Annotated in this window: 15 protein-coding genes; 12 read left to right on the forward strand and 3 right to left on the reverse strand. The window is 69.4% G+C overall.

The annotated features are described in order from the left end of the window. Positions 1-188: 188 nt before the first annotated feature. Positions 189-2,921, reverse strand: a complete 2,733-nt coding sequence (aceE, locus tag ACFWVV_RS12960; RefSeq protein WP_384356229.1) for a pyruvate dehydrogenase (acetyl-transferring), homodimeric type — start codon at positions 2,919-2,921, stop codon at positions 189-191. 469 nt (positions 2,922-3,390) lie between these two features. On the opposite strand from aceE, the gene ACFWVV_RS12965 reads away from it, so the two are divergent. From ACFWVV_RS12965 to ACFWVV_RS12990, 6 genes are all read left to right on the forward strand, one after another. After that, positions 3,391-3,831, forward strand: coding sequence for a DUF3052 domain-containing protein (locus tag ACFWVV_RS12965; RefSeq protein WP_384356227.1), 441 nt, complete (start codon positions 3,391-3,393; stop codon positions 3,829-3,831). Between the two features lie 117 nt (positions 3,832-3,948). Continuing rightward, a complete protein-coding gene (locus tag ACFWVV_RS12970; protein WP_384356225.1) occupies positions 3,949-4,407 on the forward strand; it encodes a peroxiredoxin in 459 nt (152 codons plus the stop codon). Positions 4,408-4,558: 151 nt separating this feature from the next. Continuing rightward, the gene (locus ACFWVV_RS12975; protein ID WP_384356223.1) at positions 4,559-5,134 is read left to right on the forward strand and encodes a TerD family protein; all 576 of its coding nucleotides are present in this window, start codon (positions 4,559-4,561) and stop codon (positions 5,132-5,134) included. 91 nt (positions 5,135-5,225) lie between these two features. Further along, positions 5,226-5,801: a TerD family protein gene (locus ACFWVV_RS12980; protein WP_384356221.1), complete on the forward strand. Its 576-nt coding sequence runs from the start codon at positions 5,226-5,228 to the stop codon at positions 5,799-5,801. A gap of 48 nt (positions 5,802-5,849) precedes the next feature. After that, complete coding sequence (locus ACFWVV_RS12985; protein WP_384356219.1) at positions 5,850-6,992, forward strand: DUF475 domain-containing protein; 1,143 nt, start codon at positions 5,850-5,852, stop codon at positions 6,990-6,992. Positions 6,993-7,155: 163 nt separating this feature from the next. Next, entirely contained in the window at positions 7,156-7,902 is a 747-nt protein-coding gene (locus ACFWVV_RS12990; protein ID WP_384356217.1) for a Tellurium resistance, read from the forward strand. Positions 7,903-7,977: 75 nt separating this feature from the next. On the opposite strand, the gene ACFWVV_RS12995 is transcribed toward ACFWVV_RS12990, so the two are convergent. Beyond that, entirely contained in the window at positions 7,978-8,913 is a 936-nt protein-coding gene (locus ACFWVV_RS12995; RefSeq protein ID WP_384356215.1) for a TerD family protein, read from the reverse strand. Between the two features lie 232 nt (positions 8,914-9,145). Between ACFWVV_RS12995 and ACFWVV_RS13000 the strand changes: the two genes are divergently transcribed. The 3 genes from ACFWVV_RS13000 (at position 9,146) to ACFWVV_RS13010 (ending at position 14,049) form a co-directional block, all read left to right on the forward strand. Then, positions 9,146-10,375, forward strand: coding sequence for an HpcH/HpaI aldolase/citrate lyase family protein (locus ACFWVV_RS13000; protein WP_384356213.1), 1,230 nt, complete (start codon positions 9,146-9,148; stop codon positions 10,373-10,375). Between the two features lie 33 nt (positions 10,376-10,408). Then, on the forward strand, positions 10,409-13,195 hold the full coding sequence (locus tag ACFWVV_RS13005; RefSeq protein WP_384356233.1) for a phosphoribosyltransferase: 2,787 nt from the start codon (positions 10,409-10,411) through the stop codon (positions 13,193-13,195). 92 nt (positions 13,196-13,287) lie between these two features. Continuing rightward, positions 13,288-14,049 carry an HAD family hydrolase gene (locus ACFWVV_RS13010; protein ID WP_384356231.1) on the forward strand — a complete coding sequence of 254 codons (762 nt, stop codon included), beginning with the start codon at positions 13,288-13,290 and terminating at the stop codon, positions 14,047-14,049. Here the strand turns inward: ACFWVV_RS13010 and ACFWVV_RS13015 are convergent. Next, a complete protein-coding gene (locus ACFWVV_RS13015; protein WP_384356211.1) occupies positions 14,012-14,701 on the reverse strand; it encodes a DedA family protein in 690 nt (229 codons plus the stop codon). The two genes, ACFWVV_RS13010 and ACFWVV_RS13015, sit on opposite strands and share 38 nt — an antisense overlap. Positions 14,702-14,832: 131 nt before the next feature. Here ACFWVV_RS13015 and ACFWVV_RS13020 point away from each other — a divergent pair, with 131 nt between their 5' ends. Genes ACFWVV_RS13020 through ACFWVV_RS13030 form a run of 3 tightly spaced genes read left to right on the forward strand, consistent with a single transcriptional unit; the run spans position 14,833 to position 17,272 of the window. Then, a complete protein-coding gene (locus ACFWVV_RS13020; protein WP_384356209.1) occupies positions 14,833-15,975 on the forward strand; it encodes a sensor histidine kinase in 1,143 nt (380 codons plus the stop codon). Continuing rightward, positions 15,966-16,616 (forward strand): response regulator, encoded by a 651-nt coding sequence (locus tag ACFWVV_RS13025; RefSeq protein WP_384356207.1) that lies wholly within the window; start codon positions 15,966-15,968, stop codon positions 16,614-16,616. Before ACFWVV_RS13020 ends, ACFWVV_RS13025 begins: the two co-directional genes overlap by 10 nt. Continuing rightward, positions 16,613-17,272 (forward strand): O-methyltransferase, encoded by a 660-nt coding sequence (locus ACFWVV_RS13030; RefSeq protein ID WP_384356205.1) that lies wholly within the window; start codon positions 16,613-16,615, stop codon positions 17,270-17,272. Before ACFWVV_RS13025 ends, ACFWVV_RS13030 begins: the two co-directional genes overlap by 4 nt. The last annotated feature ends 50 nt before the right edge of the window (positions 17,273-17,322 follow it).

The following is a 17,322-nucleotide window of genomic DNA, read 5'->3' on the forward strand; positions in this document are numbered from 1 at the left end:
AATCTCGACCGGTGTGGCGGCCCGTTGCGTGCCATGGGCCCCCCCGGGGGGGGGGGTGGGGGGGTTTGGGGGGGCGCCCCCCCCCCGGTTTTTGCGGGTTTTGCGGTTTATGCCCCGCATTGTTCGGCACGGGGGGTGGGCGGCAGGACCCTCGGGGTCCTGCCGCCCTCCTCACAGCGCCATGCGACTCAGGCGTCGCCGCCGGCCGCGCCGGGGTCGGCGGCCGTCACGTCGAGCAGCCGGTAGCGGTCGACGGCCTGCTTGAGTGCGGACCGGTCGATCTTCCCCTCCTTGGCGAGCTCGGAGAGCGTCGCCAGGACGATCGACTGGGCGTCGATGTGGAAGAAGCGGCGGGCCGCGCCACGGGTGTCGGCGAAACCGAAGCCGTCCGCGCCCAGCGAGGTGTACGGACCCGGCACCCAGCGCGAGATCTGGTCCGGAACCGAACGCATCCAGTCGGAAACGGCCACGAACGGACCTTCGGCGTCGGAGAGCTTCTGCGTCACGTACGGCACGCGGATCTCCTCCTCGGGGTGCAGGAGGTTGTGCTCCTCGCACTCCACGGCCTCGCGCCGCAGCTCGTTCCAGGACGTCGCCGACCAGATGTCGGCCTTGACGTCCCACTCGTCGGCGAGGATCCGCTGCGCCTCCACCGCCCATGGCACGGCGACACCGGACGCCATGAGCTGAGCCGGGATCCGGCCCTTCTCGCCCGTGCTGAAGCGGTAGACGCCCTTGAGGATGCCCTCGGCGTCCACGTTCTCGGGCTCGGCCGGGTGCTGGATGGGCTCGTTGTAGACGGTCAGGTAGTAGAAGACGTCCTCCGCGTTCTCCCCGTACATCCGCTTCAGGCCGTCCTGCACGATGTGCGCGATCTCGTACCCGAAGGCCGGGTCGTAGGAGACGCAGCCCGGGTTCGTGGACGCGAGCAGCTGCGAGTGGCCGTCCGCGTGCTGGAGGCCCTCACCCGTCAGCGTCGTACGGCCGGCGGTCGCACCCAGCACGAAACCGCGCGACAACTGGTCGGCCATCTGCCAGAACTGGTCACCGGTGCGCTGGAAACCGAACATCGAGTAGAAGACGTACACCGGGATCAGCGGCTCGCCGTGGGTGGCGTACGCCGAGCCCGCGGCGATCAGGGACGCCGTGCAGCCCGCTTCGGAGATGCCGTCGTGCAGCATCTGACCCGTGGGCGACTCCTTGTACGCCAGGAGCAGATCGCGGTCCACGGCCTCGTACTGCTGGCCGAGCGGGTTGTAGATCTTCGCGCTCGGGAAGAACGCGTCCATGCCGAAGGTGCGGTACTCGTCGGGCGCGATGAGCACGAAGCGCTTGCCGATCTCCTTGTCCCGCATGAGGTCCTTCAGTACCCGGACGAACGCCATGGTCGTGGCGATCGACTGGGTGCCGGAGCCCTTCTTCGCAGCCGCGTACGTCTTGTCCGCGGGCAGGGGGAGCGGCTTGGCGCGCACCACACGGCTCGGCACGTAACCGCCCAGCGACTGCCGGCGGTCGTGCATGTACTGGATCTCTTCCGAGTCGCGGCCCGGGTGGTAGTACGGCGGGGCGCCGTTCTCCAGGTCCTTGTCCGCGATCGGGATGTGCAGCCGGTCGCGGAACCGCTTGAGGTCCTCGGCGGTCAGCTTCTTCATCTGGTGGGTCGCGTTGCGGCCCTCGAAGTTCGGACCGAGCGTCCAGCCCTTGACCGTCTGCGCCAGGATGACGGTGGGCTGGCCCTTGTGCGCCTTGGCCGCCGCGTAGGCCGCGTACACCTTCTTGTGGTCGTGACCGCCGCGCCCCAGGTGCAGGATCTGCTCGTCGGACATGTCCTTGACCATGTCGCGCAGCCGCTGGTCGCCGCCGAAGAAGTGCTCGCGGATGTACGCGCCGGTCTCGGTGGCGTACGTCTGGAACTGGCCGTCGGGGGTCGTGTTGAGCTTGTTGACCAGGATGCCGGTGCGGTCCTGGGCGAGCAGCGGGTCCCAGGAGCGGTCCCAGACCAGCTTGATGACGTTCCAGCCGGCGCCGCGGAACTGAGACTCCAGCTCCTGGATGACCTTGCCGTTGCCGCGCACCGGGCCGTCGAGGCGCTGCAGGTTGCAGTTGACGACGAAGGTCAGGTTGTCCAGGCCCTCGCGGGCGGCGATGGACAGCTGGCCGAGCGACTCGGGCTCGTCCATCTCGCCGTCGCCGAGGTAGGCCCAGACATGCGACTTGGAGGTGTCGGCGATGCCGCGCGCCTCCATGTAGCGGTTCATCCGGGCCTGGTAGATCGCACCGAGCGGACCGAGGCCCATCGAGACGGTCGGGAACTCCCAGAAGTCCGGCATCAGCCGCGGGTGGGGGTACGAGGACAGCCCGTTCGGGAACTTCGACTTCTCCTGGCGGAACGCGTCGAGCTGCGTCTCGGTCAGCCGGTCCAGCAGGAACGCGCGGGCGTAGATACCGGGGGACGCGTGCCCCTGGAAGAAGATCTGGTCGCCGCCGTCACCCTCGTCCTTGCCGCGGAAGAAGTGGTTGAAGCCCACGTCGTACAGCGAGGCGGAGGAGGCGAAGGTGGCGATGTGGCCGCCGACCCCGATACCGGGGCGCTGGGCCCGGGAGACCATCACGGCCGCGTTCCACCGGGTCGCGTTGAGGACCTTGCGCTCGATCTCCTCGTTGCCGGGGAAGAACGGCTCGTCCTTGGTCGCGATCGTGTTCACGTAGTCCGTGCTGCGCATCTCGGGCACGGCCACGCGCTTCTCGCGGGCACGCTCGATCAATCGGAGCATCAGGTAGCGGGCGCGCTCGCGGCCCCGCTCGTCGACGGCCGCATCGAGCGAGTCGAGCCATTCCTGGGTCTCCTCGGGATCGAAATCCGGGACCTGGCTCGGCAGGCCGCCAATGATGATCGGGTTGCGATCGGATCCGGAAGCCACGCTGTTCCTTCGCTGGTAGGGAATTGACCACGTATGGGGTGTCACAGTCTGGGTGTCGCGCCGCTGTCCATCGTGTACCCAGGGGACGTAAACGTCATCTCTACCGAGGGGTAATCACCGCCGCGGACAGACCGTCCGGCCGTCGCTCATGACCGGCTTCCGCCAAATCGCAACCCTACGCCCCACTCGATCACGTGTTTCGTCCAACCGTTCGCCCTCGTATGGCGCAAGCAAGGAGCAGAACCCCGCAAAACGTCGCGAATCGTGTGGGATGAATCACTGGGCAGCCTCCCCGGGCCGTCAGAAGTTGCGGCAGGGCCGTCCCATCCGTCACCGTTTCGGCGGTCCGAACGGCCGGGTACTTGCGCGATCGGTCCCGCCCGTGTGGACTACGGCCAATGCCGCGCACGCGCGCGGCCCAGCACATTGCTGAAAAAGCACTTCCCGAAAAAAGATCAGGAGGCAAACCGTGAGCGCGACCGCGGACCACGCGGAGGAGCGGACCAACCCTGCCGCGAGGCTGGGTTTCCAGCCCGAGCAGGTGGTCCAGGAGATCGGCTTCGACGACGATGTCGATCAGGAGCTCCGCGAAGCCATCGAGGAGATCATCGGCGGCGAACTCGTCGACGAGGACTACGACGACGTGGCTGACGCCGTCGTCCTGTGGTTCAGGGACGAGGACGGCGACCTGACGGACGCGTTGGTGGACGCCACGCAGCTCGTCGACGACGGTGGCACCGTCTGGCTGATGACTCCGAAGACCGGCCGTGACGGCTATGTCGAACCGAGCGACATCAACGAAGCCGCACAGACTGCCGGTCTCGCCCAGACCAAGAGCATCAATGCGGGCAAGGACTGGACGGGCAGCCGTCTCGTCACGCCGAAGGCGGCGAAGTCCGGCAAGCGCTGACAGTCGGAAACACCTCATTGCGGCACCCCAAAGGGCCCCCGCCGACACAGGTCGGCGGGGGCCCTTTGCGTAGGCTGCCGGTACCCGTACGGCCCAGTGGAAGGCAGGAAAGATCCCATGGCGATCGAGGTGGGCACCAGGGCCCCGGACTTCACGCTCAAGGACAACCACGGCCGCACCGTGCGCCTGTCCGGCTTCCGCGGCGGGAAGAATGTGGTGCTCCTCTTCTACCCCTTCGCCTTCACCGGCGTGTGCACCGACGAGCTGGCCGCGCTCCAGGCCGATGCGGACCGGTTCGTGAACGACGACGTCCAGCTGCTGGCGGTCTCCTGCGACTCCATGCACACCCTGCGCGTCTTCGGCGACCAGGAGAGCTTGGAGTACCCGCTGCTGTCGGACTTCTGGCCGCACGGCGACGTCTCGCGGGCGTACGGCGTCTTCGACGCGGACAAGGGCTGTGCCGTACGCGGCACGTTCGTCATCGACAAGGAAGGCCTCGTGCGGTGGACGGTCCTCAACGCTCTGCCGGACGCCCGGGATCCGGACGAGTACGCCAAGGCCCTCGACCAGCTCTGATCCGGCGGAGAGCCGGGGGGCCCGAGGAATTCAGGACTTAAGTCCTGCCACGACCGGGAACCGGTCACTAGGATCCATACGTTGATCCGATGCCAGCTGCACTACGGGGGCAGGGCTTCTCCTGAGCCCCTCGACACACTTTGGAGGACTCGTGGGAGTCAGCCTCAGCAAGGGCGGAAACGTCTCGCTGTCCAAGGCCGCCCCGAACCTGACGGCGGTCGTCGTCGGTCTGGGCTGGGACGCGCGCACCACCACCGGCGGCGACTTCGACCTCGACGCCAGCGCCATCCTGACCAACGACGCGGGGAAGGTCGCCAACGACTCGAACTTCGTCTTCTTCAACAACCTCAAGAGCCCCGACGGCTCCGTCGAGCACACCGGTGACAACCTCACCGGTGAGGGCGAAGGCGACGACGAGGTCATCAAGGTGAACCTGGCCGGTGTGCCGGCCGATGTCTCCAAGATCGTCTTCCCGGTCTCGATCTACGAGGCCGAGAGCCGCCAGCAGAGCTTCGGCCAGGTCCGCAACGCCTACATCCGCGTGGTGAACCAGGCCGACAACACCGAGCTCGCCCGGTACGACCTCAGCGAGGACGCCTCGACCGAGACCGCCATGGTCTTCGGCGAGCTCTACCGCAACGGCGCGGAGTGGAAGTTCCGGGCCATCGGACAGGGGTACGCCTCCGGCCTGCGCGGCATCGCGCAGGACTTCGGCGTCAACGTCTGAGCCAGGCACGCTTCTCCCGTCCGGCGCCGCACTCACAGTGCGGCGCCGGACGCGCCTATCCACTGCATCACCGCGGGGAGGATGAAAGATCATGGGCGTCACGCTCGCCAAGGGAGGCAATGTCTCCCTCTCCAAGGCCGCTCCGAACCTCACTCAGGTGCTGATCGGGCTCGGCTGGGACGCACGTTCCACCACCGGGGCCGACTTCGACCTCGACGCAAGCGCCTTGCTGTGCAAGGACGGCCGGGTGCTCGGTGACGAGTACTTCGTCTTCTACAACAACCTCACCAGCCCCGAGGGCTCCGTCGAGCACACCGGTGACAACCTCACCGGTGAGGGTGACGGTGACGACGAGTCGCTGCTCATCGACCTGTCCAAGGTGCCGATGACCGTCGACAAGATCATCTTCCCGGTGTCGATCCACGACGCCGACAACCGCGGTCAGACGTTCGGCCAGGTCAGCAACGCCTTCATCCGGGTGGTGAACCAGGCGGACGGTCAGGAGCTGGCCCGCTACGACCTCAGTGAGGACGCCTCCAGCGAAACGGCAATGATCTTCGGCGAGGTCTACCGGTACGGCGGAGAGTGGAAGTTCCGTGCCGTTGGGCAGGGGTATGCGTCCGGTCTGCGGGGCATCGCTCTAGACTTCGGGGTCAATGTTTCGTAAAGCCCCGCACAGTGCGGGGCAGAGTCGTACTCAACGATGGGGTAGCCAGTGGTTCTGAAAACCTTCGGCTGGTCGTTCGCGGTCACCGCGCTCGGCCTGGTCGCGGCGGTTCTCTACGGGGGGTGGACCGGTTTCGGAATCGTGGCGATCCTGTCCATCCTGGAGATCTCGCTGTCCTTCGACAACGCGGTGGTCAACGCCGGAATCCTCAAGAAGATGAGTGCCTTCTGGCAGAAGATCTTCCTGACGATCGGCATCCTGATCGCCGTGTTCGGCATGCGGCTCGTCTTCCCCGTCGTCATCGTGGCCATCAGCGCCAAGATCGGGCCCATCGAGGCCGTCGACCTGGCGATGACCGACAAGGACATGTACAAGCAGCTGGTGACCGACGCCCACCCGTCGATCGCCGCCTTCGGTGGCATGTTCCTGTTGATGATCTTCCTCGACTTCGTCTTCGAGGACCGGGACATCAAGTGGCTCGGCTGGATCGAGCGCCCGCTCGCCAAGCTCGGCAAGGTCGACATGCTGTCGGCCTGCATCGCCCTGATCGTCCTGCTCGTCACCGCGATGACGTTCGCGGTCAACGCCCACCAGCACGGCGGCACGCACGTCAACAAGGCCGAGACCGTACTGATCTCGGGCATTGCCGGTCTGATCACGTATCTGATCGTCGGCGGTCTCTCCGGCTTCTTCGAGAACAAGCTCGAAGAGGACGAGGAACGCGAGCACGAGGCCGAGGAGGAGGCCAAGCGCACCGGGAAGAAGAACACGGGCATGGCCATCGCCGGCAAGGCCGCGTTCTTCATGTTCCTCTACCTGGAGGTCCTGGACGCGTCGTTCTCCTTCGACGGTGTGATCGGCGCCTTCGCCGTCACCAACGACATCGTCCTGATGGCGCTCGGCCTGGGCATCGGCGCGATGTACGTGCGTTCGCTGACGGTCTACCTGGTCCGCCAGGGCACGCTGGACGACTACGTCTACCTGGAGCACGGCGCGCACTACGCCATCGGCGCCCTCGCCGTGATCCTGCTCGTCACCATCCAGTACGAAATCCACGAGGTCATCACGGGCTCCGTCGGCGTCCTGCTGATCGCCTGGTCCTTCTGGTCCTCGGTCCGCCGCAACAAGCGCATCGAGGCCGGAGGGGGAAGCAAACCCAGTGCCCAGGCCGAAGTCTCCTCCGGAGTCTGACCCGTCCTGACGGTGTCCGGTTCCGGGGTGTGACCCGGCCTGTATTGAGGAACGCTCTGAACGGGGCGGTCACGCGCGGCGCGAGCCCGTGGGGCCGCCCCTTTCGGGGTGTGCAGGGTGTGTGCAGTGCGCCGGGGTGGAGTTTCACGTGGGGGAGGACCGCATGGCCGTCTGGGACCGGATCAGCAGCCTGTGGCAGCGCGACGAGACACAGTTCGACTCGGGCAGCGCCGCCACCAACGCCATCGAGCTGACCAAACGCCATCCGGTGGTCTCGCTCACCAAGCAGGGCGCGGACACCGGCAGCCTGCGCGTCAATCTGTCCTGGCGGATGCGCACCTCCGACATAGGCGGCCGGCAGAGGCACAGCGGCAGCTTCCTGACCCGCCCCTTCAAGTTCTTCCAGCCCGACGTCGTCCAGGCGCACACCCAGGGCGTCGTCAACGTCGACCTCGACCTCGGCTGTCTCTACGAGCTCAAGGACGGCACCAAGGGCGTCGTACAGCCGCTCGGAGGCTTCTTCGGCGACATGAACGGCCCGCCGTACGTCAAGCTCAGCGGCGACGACCGGTTCGGCGCCCCCTCCGGCGAGACCGTCTTCATCAACCTCGACCACCGCGAGGAAATCGCCCGCCTGCTGGTCTTCGTCTACATCTACGACCAGACCCCCGCCTTCGACCGCACCCACGCGGTCGTCACGCTCTACCCGAGCAACGGGCCGCGCATCGAGATCGAACTCGACGAGCGCGCCCCGCAGGCCCGCTCCTGCGCCGTCTTCACCATCGAGAACGCCAAGGACGGCCTCGTCGTGCGCCGCGAGGTGAAGTTCGTGTACGGCTTCCAGGCCGAGCTTGACCGGCTCTACGGCTGGGGCCTCCAGTGGGGCCGCGGCTACAAGACCAAGGCGTAGCAGCCGGGCCGGCCAGGGCAGGCGGGTCCGGGCGGACCCGGACCTCGCAGGCCCGCCGGACCCGCAAGGCCCGGATCAGGGGCGGAGGAACTGCGGGCCCTGCGGGGGCAGCCGGAAATTCGGGTCCGGCGCGTGCGCCGCGGCGGCGGCCGGCTGCGGGTAACCGTACGAGGGCTGGGTGGAGGCCGACTGCGGATAACCGTATGCGGGCTCCGCAGGCGCCCCGGGCGGGGCGGACGGGGGGTACCCGTAGGCCGGCTGGGCGGGCGGCGGCTGCACCGGCGGCGGGGGCACCTGGCCCTGCGCGGGAGCGGGGAACGGCGGCGATGCGGGAACGGCGGCCGTGACCGCGGAGGCGTCGGCCCCGGGGCGGGAGGAACCGGACCGCGCGGTGGCCTCCCCGGAGGCCCCGCCGGAGCCCTCACCGGCACCCTCCGCCTCGCCTTCGTCCACGGAGATCCCGAACTCCGTGGCCAGCCCGATCAGCCCGGTCGGGTACCCCTGGCCGACCGCCCGGAACTTCCAGCCGTCGCCGCGCCGGTAGATCTCGCCGCAGATCACGGCGGTCTCCTCACCGGTCTCCGGCTTCACGTCGAACAGCGCGAGCGGCTCGCCCTCGGCGGCGCCCGGACCGGCGTCGTACAGCAGGATCCGCAGGTCCCGGACCAGATCGAGGGTGGCCGGACCGTTGTTGATCTCGAACGAGGCCGCGATCACCACCCGGTCGACGGAGGCGTCGAGCGAGGTCAAGTCGGCGGCGATGGTGTCGGTCATGCCCTCCGCGACCCGCTTCAGCGCCAGCCGGCGCACCAGGCCCGAGGGGTGCCGGGGCTGGTTGTAGAAGACGAAGTCCTCGTCCGAACGCACCCGCCCCTCCGTGCCCAGAAGCAGCGCGGAGGCGTCCACGCTGGGGATGCCGGGGCCGGGGGTCCAGCGGAGCACGGCCCGGACGGCCGCGGCGGCGAGCGGAACGTTCGCGCCCTTCAGCATCGCTTGCTTCATGCCCGTCATCCTGCCCTCCTGAAGGCCGCGCGGACAACGCGGGGGGCCGGTTCCCGTACGGTCATAAAGAGGGCCGTGCGGGCCGGGGCACGTGTAATTCATGCTCAGGGGGAACTCTGGACATGTACTCCTACGTACTATTACCGGCCACAACCAGCCACGAATCCGCGTCCGACCGGGCACACACGGGGCCGAACCGGACCACATCAGGCAGCTCGGGGCAGCAATCGGGAGGAACCACATGCGTCATTTCGGTCATGTCCCGGCCGCTCTGCGGCAGCGTCTGTTCCACCAGGAACCCTGTGAGTTCGACGGGAGCTCCCCGGCGCCGCTGCTCTCGGCCGCGCTCGGCGCCACCCTCTACAGCCCGGCGACCCGGCCCCGCCTCGCCGACGACATACGCAAGCAGGCCGGCCGAGGGGTGGTCTCCATGGTGCTCTGCCTGGAGGACTCCATCGACGACTCCGAGGTCACGGTCGCCGAGGAGAACCTCGTGCGGCAGTTCGCCGCCCTCGCGGAGCGCACCGGGGACGCCACCGGAACGGGCGGGCGGGCAGCGGGCGCGACGGACGCGGAAGGCAGTCCTGGGACACCACTGCTCTTCGTCCGGGTGCGGGAACCGGCGCAGATACCCGACCTGGTGCGCCGCTTCGGCGACTCGGTCCGGTTGTTGTCCGGATTCGTACTTCCGAAGTTCACCGAGGAGCGTGGGGTTCCCTTCCTGGAGGCCCTCACCGAGGCCGAGACCGCGAGCGGGCAACGGCTCTTCGCCATGCCGGTCCTGGAGTCCCCGGAACTGCTGCACCTGGAGACGAGGGCCGAGACCCTCGCCGGGATCGCCGGCACGGTCGAGAAGTACCGCGACCGGGTGCTGGCCCTGCGACTGGGCGTCACCGACTTCTGCTCCGCGTACGGGCTGCGCAGGGCGCCCGACATGACGGCCTACGACGTTCAGATCGTGGCCGGTGCCATCGGCGACGTCGTCAACGTCCTCGGCCGCTGGGACGGCACCGGCTTCACCATCACCGGCCCCGTCTGGGAGTACTTCCGGGTCCAGGAGCGGATGTTCAAGCCGCAGCTGCGCCGCAGCCCCTTCCTGGAGGGCCGGGCCGAAGAACTGCGCACCTCCCTCATCGAGCACGACATGGACGGGCTGCTGCGCGAGATCGGCCTCGACCGGGCCAACGGGCTCCAGGGCAAGACCTGCATCCACCCCTCGCACGTCCTGCCCGTGCACGCGCTGTCCGTGGTCAGCCACGAGGAGTTCAGCGATGCCCAAGACATCCTCCAGCCGGACCGGGACGGCGGCGGAGTACTGCGCTCGGCGTACACCAACAAGATGAACGAGGTGAAGCCGCACCGCGCCTGGGCGGAGCGCACCCTGCTGCGCGCCGAGGCCTTCGGGGTGGCGCGGGAGGACATCGGCTTCGTGGAACTCCTGACGGCCGGCCTCTCCGGCCTCACGGACTGACCCGTGGAACCAGAACGATCCGTACGCACAATCCTGTCCGAGGAACGAGGAAAAGAGATCAACGACGTGGTGTGGTCCGGTAACTGGGTCGCGGAACGCCTGGGCGTGGAGCTCGTCGACCGCGTGGGAGACGGCCCGGGCGGCACGGCGGACGGCCACGCGGCCGCCGGCACTGCGGACGGGGGCCGCAGAGGTGCCGGCGGTGCGGAGGGCGCGGGCGGTGTATCGCCGGGCGATGTATCGCCGGGCGATGTTCCTCCGGGCGGTGAGGCGCTGACCGACCTGTTGGGGCTGGCCCTGCGGCACAACCCCAAGCGGGCCCACCTGCTCGTCTCGAACATCCTCGGCAAGCACGTCCCGCAGAAGCCCTCGCTGGTGTACGGAGCCGGGTTCGCGCTGGGCCGGCGGGTGCGGGCGCTCCTGGGCGAGCGGGACGCAGCCCGGGCGGTCGTCCTCGGCTACGCGGAGACCGCGACCGGCCTGGGCCACTGCGTAGCGGACGGCCTCGCTCTCGCCCCGTACCTCCACTCGACGCGGCGGCCGGTCGCCGGGGTCGCGACGGCGGGCGGCTTCGAGGAGTCCCACTCGCACGCCACCTCCCACCTGCTGCTGCCGGAGGATCCCGGCCTCCTCGCCGGGGACGGCCCGCTGGTGCTCGTCGACGACGAGTTCTCCACGGGCAACACCGTCCTCAACACCATCCGCGAGCTGCACGCCCGCCACCCCCGCGAGCGGTACGTCGTCGTCGCACTGGTCGACATGCGTTCCCCCGAGGACCACAGCCGTCTCACGGACTTCGCCGCAGAGATCGGTGCCCGCGTCGACCTGATCGCCCGCGCCTCCGGAACGGTCCGCCTGCCGCAGAACGTCCTGGAGAAGGGGCAGCAGCTGGTGGCGGCCGAGGAGGCCAGGCAAAGTCGCCCCCACGGCGCCTACGCCCCCCACGGCGCCCACGCCCCCCACGGCACTCCCGCGATGCCCCCGGCCCCGAAGGCCGTGCCTGCCCCCGGGGCCGCCCCCGCACCCGAGGCCGTCCCCGTACCCGAGGCCGGGACCGTCCCCGCACCCGAGGCCGTGCGCGTGAGTCTCGACTGGCCCGACCGCGTGCCCGACGGGGGACGGCACGGATTCCTGCCCGCGCACCGGAGCGCCCTCGAGGCAGCCCTTCCCGGCATGGCGGCCCGGATCGATGACGCGCTGCCCGGCCTGGACGACGGAGCGCGCGTGCTGGTCCTCGGCTTCGAGGAGCTGATGTACACCCCGCTGCGCCTGGGCGAGGCTCTGGAACGGCGCACCGGTGCCGACGTCCGTTTCTCCACCACGACCCGCTCGCCCGTCCTCGCCGTGGACGACCCCGGCTACGCCATCCGCACCCGGCTGGCCTTCCCCGCCCACGACCACCCCGCCGACGGTCCCGGCGAGCGCTACGCCTACAACGTCGCCGGAGCCTGCTTCGACGCCGTGGTCGTCGTGGTCGACCAGGTCGCCGACACCCCGCCACTGCACGCCCCCGACGGCCTGCTGGCCCGCCTGGCCGAGCACACGGGCCGTGTCCTGCTCGCGGTCGTCCCCTCGTACGTCCCCCGTCCTTCCCCGCAGGCGCAGGAGCCGTCCATGCCTCGAACCCTCCCCGGCCGCCACCCGGGCCGTCTCCCCGAGCCCCTCAGAGGGCCCGGCTTCTCCTCCTACGCGCCCGACGACGTCGGGTGGCTCCTCCAGGACCTGTCCGGTCTGCCCCTGGAAGCACCTACGGAGGAACGTGAGGAGGCGATCCAGGCGGGCGGCGCACACTACGCGGAGTCGCTGCCGGTCGAGTACCAGCCGACCGCCGAGTACCAGGAGCTTTTCCGCTCCGCGCTGGAGGACTCGGCGGTGCGGATCGCCCACGCGGTCGGCACCGTCACCGAAACCGTGCTCGCCGAGCGCTCGCCCCGCCCGGTCCTGGTCTCGCTCGCCAGGGCCGGCACGCCCGTCGGTGTGCTGATGCGGCGCTGGGCCCGGCACCGGCACGGTCTCGACCTGCCGCACTACGCCGTGTCCATCGTCCGCGGCCGGGGCATCGACGCCAACGCCCTGCGCTGGCTCGCCGCCCACCACGACCCGGCGGACGTCGTCTTCGTCGACGGCTGGACCGGCAAGGGCGCCATCACCCGCGAACTCGCCGACGGAATCGCCGAGTTCCACCGGGCCGAGGGAACCGACGCCACCCTCCACCGCTTCGACCCGGAGATCGCGGTCCTCGCCGACCCCGGTTCCTGCGTACGCACCTTCGGTACCAGGGAGGACTTCCTGATCCCGTCCGCCTGCCTCAACTCCACAGTCTCCGGCCTGATCTCGCGCACCGTGCTCCGGTCCGACCTGGTCGGCCCGGACGACTTCCACGGCGGGAAGTTCTACCGGGAACTCGCCGGCAGCGATGTCTCGGGATTCTTCCTCGACACGGTCGCCGCCCGCTTCGACGAGGTGACCGAGACCGTCGACGCCGAGGTCAAGACCCTCCAGGGCACGGACCGCACTCCCACCTGGGAGGGCTGGGCCGCCGTGGAGCGGATCAGCGAGGACTACGGCATCCATGACGTCAACCTCGTCAAGCCCGGAGTCGGCGAAACGACCCGCGTCCTGCTGCGGCGGGTCCCCTGGAAGATCCTCGCCCGGCGCGGCGCGGGCGCGGACCTCGGCCACGTACGCCTCTTGGCGGAGCAGCGCGGCGTCCCCATCGAGGAGGTCGACAACCTCCCGTACACGTGCGTCGGACTGATCCACCCCCGTTTCACCCGGGGTGCGACCGGCGCCGACGGCAAGGCGGTCGACACCAAGTGAGCACCACCCCGCATCCCGAGGCCGGGCCCGTCCTGGTCGCAAGTGACCTCGACCGCACCCTGATCTACTCCTCCGCCGCGCTCGGACTGCGCATGCCCGACGCCCAGGCACCGCGCCTGCTGTGCGTCGAGGTGTACGAGGGCAAGCCGCTCTCCTACGTCACGGAGACCGCCGCGGGACTGCTGGCCGAGCTGGCCTCCAAGACCCCCGACACGCTCTTCGTGCCCACGACGACCCGCACCCGCGAGCAGTACCACCGCATTCATCTTCCCGGTCCCGCCCCCGAGTTCGCGATCTGTGCCAACGGCGGGCACCTGCTCGTCCACGGTGTGTCCGACCCCGACTGGCAGGAGCAGGTGGCCCGGCGGCTCGCCGACGAGTGCGCCCCACTCGCCGAGATCCGCGCCGAGCTGGCCCGCACCGCCGATCCTGCCTGGCTGCTCAAGGACCGGGTGGCCGAGGACCTCTTCGCCTACCTGGTCGTGGAACGCGCCCTGCTCCCGGATGGCTGGGTCAAGGAACTGGCCGAATGGGCCGCGCCGCGCGGCTGGAACGTCTCGCTCCAGGGCCGCAAGATCTACGTCGTGCCCGACCCGCTGACCAAGAGTGCCGCAGTCCGTGAGGTGGCCCGCCGCACCGGTGCCTCGCTCACCCTCGCCGCCGGTGACTCCCTCCTCGACGCGGACCTGCTGGAGGCTGCCGACCTTGCGTGGCGCCCCGGCCACGGCGAGCTCGCCGACGCGGGGTGGAACGCCCCGGCCCTCACCGTCCTGCCCGAGGCCGGGATCGCCGCCGGAGAGGAGATCCTGCGGCAGTTCATTCGCGCGGCTGATCGGAGCCGGCCCGCCCGTTGACGGCCGGTGCCGACCCGGCTCCCTCGCTCCGCCTGCGGCCCGTGCCCTTCTTCCTGGCCACCCGGACCGCAACGAAGGCCACCACCGCGAGCCCTGCCACGCCCAGCACCACCTTCGAATACAACGAGACATAGCCCGACACCTCCTCCCAGTTGTCGCCCAGCAGGTACCCGGCAAGCACGAACAGGGTGTTCCACACCGCGCTGCCCAGCGTCGTGAGCCCGAGGAACACCGGTATCGACATCCGCTCGATCCCCGCAGGCACGGATATGAGACTGCGGAAGACAGGAATCATCCGGCCGAACAGCACCGCCTTGGTGCCGTGCTTGGTGAACCACGCTTCGGTCCGCTCGATGTCCGACACCTTCACCAGCGGCAGCTTCGCCGCTATCGCCACCGTCCGGTCGCGCCCGAGAAGCGCGCCCACCCCGTACAACGCGAGCGCACCGATCACCGAGCCGGCCGTGGTCCACAGCAGAACGGCCCACAGGCTCATCTGTCCCGACCCGGCCGCGAACCCGGCCAGCGGCAGGATCACTTCGCTCGGAAGCGGGGGAAAGAGGTTCTCCAGGGCGATGGCGAGGCCGGCGCCGGGCGCCCCCATGGTGTCCATGAGGGTGTTGATCCACTGAGGTGCGCTGCTTTCGATCATGCCTTCCACGCTACGGAATCGAGGCTGAAGGCACACTGAAGAAGACCGCAGGATCGATTGCGGTCTCCCGCAGGAAAAGAGTGCGGAAGACCGCAATGTGCCGGCAGCCCCGTCCGGGCTACGTTCTGATCATGAAATCGTTGGTGCGAAGGGGAGTTGAGCTGGCGGCGGGGCTGGCACTGGGTGCCTGCACGGCGCTGGTCGAGCTGGTCCTCACCCTGGTCTCGGGGGCGGTCCTGCTGCCGGTCCTCGCCTGGCCGCGGGGCCGGCGCGTGGTGCTGCGGCCCCTGCGGGCGGTGGCGATGCGGCTGACCGCCGTGGAGCGGGTCCGGTTGGAGGTCCTGCTCGACCTCCCGGTCTCCGCGGCGTACGACGGCGCCCAGGCCCTGCGCTACCTCGCCGTCCGCTGGATACCGGGACTGCTGGGGGCCGTGGTCCTCGTGTACGTGGTGGTGGGCGCGGGATTCGGCACCTTCTTCGCCTACGGCTGGCTGGTCGAGGACATCGACAACCCCCTCACGGTCGCCTACTCCAGCGCCGCCGGGCTCCTGCTGTTCCTGCTCTCCTTCCAGGGCGTCTTCGGACTTGCCTTCCTGGAGGGGAAACTGGCCCGGCGCTTCCTCGGACCCAGCAGCTCCTCCGCTCTGGAGCACCGCATCGCCGAACTCGCCGCCAGCCGCGCCGGGGTCGTCGAAGCGGTGCAGGACGAGCGCCGGCGGATCGAGCGGGACCTGCACGACGGTGTGCAGCAACGGCTGGTGGCCCTGGGCATGCTGATCGGGCGGGCCCGCCGGAGCCAGGACCCCGAGCACGCCCGGCATCTGCTGCTCCAGGCGCACGAGGAGAGCCGCAGGGCCCTGGACGAACTGCGCGAGGTGGCCTGGCGGGTCCATCCGACCGTGCTCGACGAGGCGGGCCTGCGGGCGGCGGTGGAGACCGTGGTGGCGCGCGTCCAGATGCCGGTCCTCGTGCAGTACGAGGGGTTCGGCACCGAGCCCCCGCCCGCCGCGGCCGGCGTCGCGTACTTCGTGGTCGCCGAGTCCGTCACCAACGCCGTCAAGCATGCGAAGTCCTCCCGCCTCCGCCTCGAACTGGACTGGTGCGACGGCCTGTTGAGGGTCGTCGTCGAGGACGATGGGGTGGGCGGCGCCGACCCGGCCGGGGGAGGCCTGATAGGACTCGGCAGACGTGTCGCGGCCCTCGACGGCAGGTTCACCGTCGTCAGCCCGCCCGGCGGCCCCACCACCATCACCGCGGAGATCCCATGCGCGTAATCCTGGCCGAGGACTCGACTTTGCTGAGGGAGGGACTGGTGCGGCTGCTCGCCGAGGAGGGACACGAAGTGCTCGCGGCCGTCGGCGACGCCGAAGCCCTGCTCGCCGCGGTCGGGCGGACGCCCCCCGACGTGGTGGTCGCTGACGTGCGGATGCCGCCCACCCACACCGACGAAGGGCTGCGCGCCGTCCTCGACATCCGGGGCCGCCACCCCGGGGTCGGAGTGCTGGTCCTGTCCCAGTACGTCGAAAAGAGGTACGCCACCGAACTGCTCACCGACGACGCGGGCGGCGTCGGCTATCTGCTCAAGGACCGGGTGGTCCAGGTCGACGAGTTCCTCGACGCGCTGGAGCGGGTGGCGGCAGGGCAGGCGGCCTTCGACGAGGAGGTCGTCCGGCAGTTGGTGCGCCGGTCCAACGGCAGCGACCCGCTGTCCCGCCTCACCGTGCGCGAGCGCGAGGTGCTCGGCGAGATGGCCCAGGGGCACACCAATCCCTCGGTGGCCAGACGGCTGCACATCTCGCTCAGCGCCGTGGAGAAACACGCCAATGCGATCTTCGACAAGCTCGGACTGACCGGCAGCACCGGTTACAGTCGCCGCGTTCTGGCCGTACTCAGGTACTTGGGGAGCAGCGAATGAGCAAGGGCAACAGCACCAGGATCACTGATGAGTTGTACGCCTACGTCCTGGCGCACAACCCGCCGCTGGACGAGGTCCAGCGCGCGCTGATCGAGACCACCTACGCACGCTTTCCCGCTGAGGCGGGCATGCAGTCGGCGGAGGAGCAGGGGCCGCTGCTTGCGTTCCTGGTCCGGCTGACAGGGGCCCGGCACATCGTCGAGGTGGGCACCTTCACCGGGTTCTCGGCCCTGGCCATGGCACAGGCGCTGCCTGCCGACGGGAAGCTGGTCGCGTGCGACGTGTCACAGGAGTGGACGGCGTACGGGCGGGAGGCATGGGCCGCGGCCGGCGTCGCGGACCGGATCGAGCTGCGTATCGCACCCGCCCTGGACACCCTGCGCGCGATGCCGGACGAGCCGTACATCGACCTCGTCTACCTCGACGCCGACAAGGACAACTACATCGCGTACTGGGAGGAGTTGGTACCGCGCCTGCGTCCCGGCGGGGTGATCGTCAGCGACAACGTGCTGTACGGCGGCGGGGTCGTCGACCCGCGGGCGACGGGCAAGGCAGCAGCCATTCAGGCCTTCAACACGCACGTGGCGAAGGACGCCAGGATGGAGAGCGTCATGCTGCCGGTTTCGGACGGCATCACGCTCTCCCGCAAACGCTGACTCCGGCCTCCCGGCGACCCCACGACGGCTACTCCCTCGGCGGCCACCGC

This window comes from Streptomyces sp. NPDC058663 (assembly GCF_042716745.1).
In the GTDB taxonomy this organism is placed as follows: Bacteria; Actinomycetota; Actinomycetes; order Streptomycetales; family Streptomycetaceae; genus Streptomyces.

What these genes read in the sequence shown, in the direction of transcription:
- ACFWVV_RS12970 (WP_384356225.1), top strand. Translation starts at nt 3,949, where the DNA reads ATGGCGATCGAGGTGGGCACCAGGGCCCCGGACTTCACGCTCAAGGAC.
- ACFWVV_RS12980 (WP_384356221.1), top strand. Translation starts at nt 5,226, where the DNA reads ATGGGCGTCACGCTCGCCAAGGGAGGCAATGTCTCCCTCTCCAAGGCC.
- ACFWVV_RS12990 (WP_384356217.1), top strand. Translation starts at nt 7,156, where the DNA reads ATGGCCGTCTGGGACCGGATCAGCAGCCTGTGGCAGCGCGACGAGACA.
- ACFWVV_RS12995 (WP_384356215.1), bottom strand. Translation starts at nt 8,913, where the DNA reads ATGACGGGCATGAAGCAAGCGATGCTGAAGGGCGCGAACGTTCCGCTC.
- ACFWVV_RS13000 (WP_384356213.1), top strand. Translation starts at nt 9,146, where the DNA reads ATGCGTCATTTCGGTCATGTCCCGGCCGCTCTGCGGCAGCGTCTGTTC.
- ACFWVV_RS13010 (WP_384356231.1), top strand. Translation starts at nt 13,288, where the DNA reads ATGCCCGACGCCCAGGCACCGCGCCTGCTGTGCGTCGAGGTGTACGAG.
- ACFWVV_RS13015 (WP_384356211.1), bottom strand. Translation starts at nt 14,701, where the DNA reads ATGATCGAAAGCAGCGCACCTCAGTGGATCAACACCCTCATGGACACC.
- ACFWVV_RS13020 (WP_384356209.1), top strand. Translation starts at nt 14,833, where the DNA reads ATGAAATCGTTGGTGCGAAGGGGAGTTGAGCTGGCGGCGGGGCTGGCA.
- ACFWVV_RS13025 (WP_384356207.1), top strand. Translation starts at nt 15,966, where the DNA reads ATGCGCGTAATCCTGGCCGAGGACTCGACTTTGCTGAGGGAGGGACTG.
- ACFWVV_RS13030 (WP_384356205.1), top strand. Translation starts at nt 16,613, where the DNA reads ATGAGCAAGGGCAACAGCACCAGGATCACTGATGAGTTGTACGCCTAC.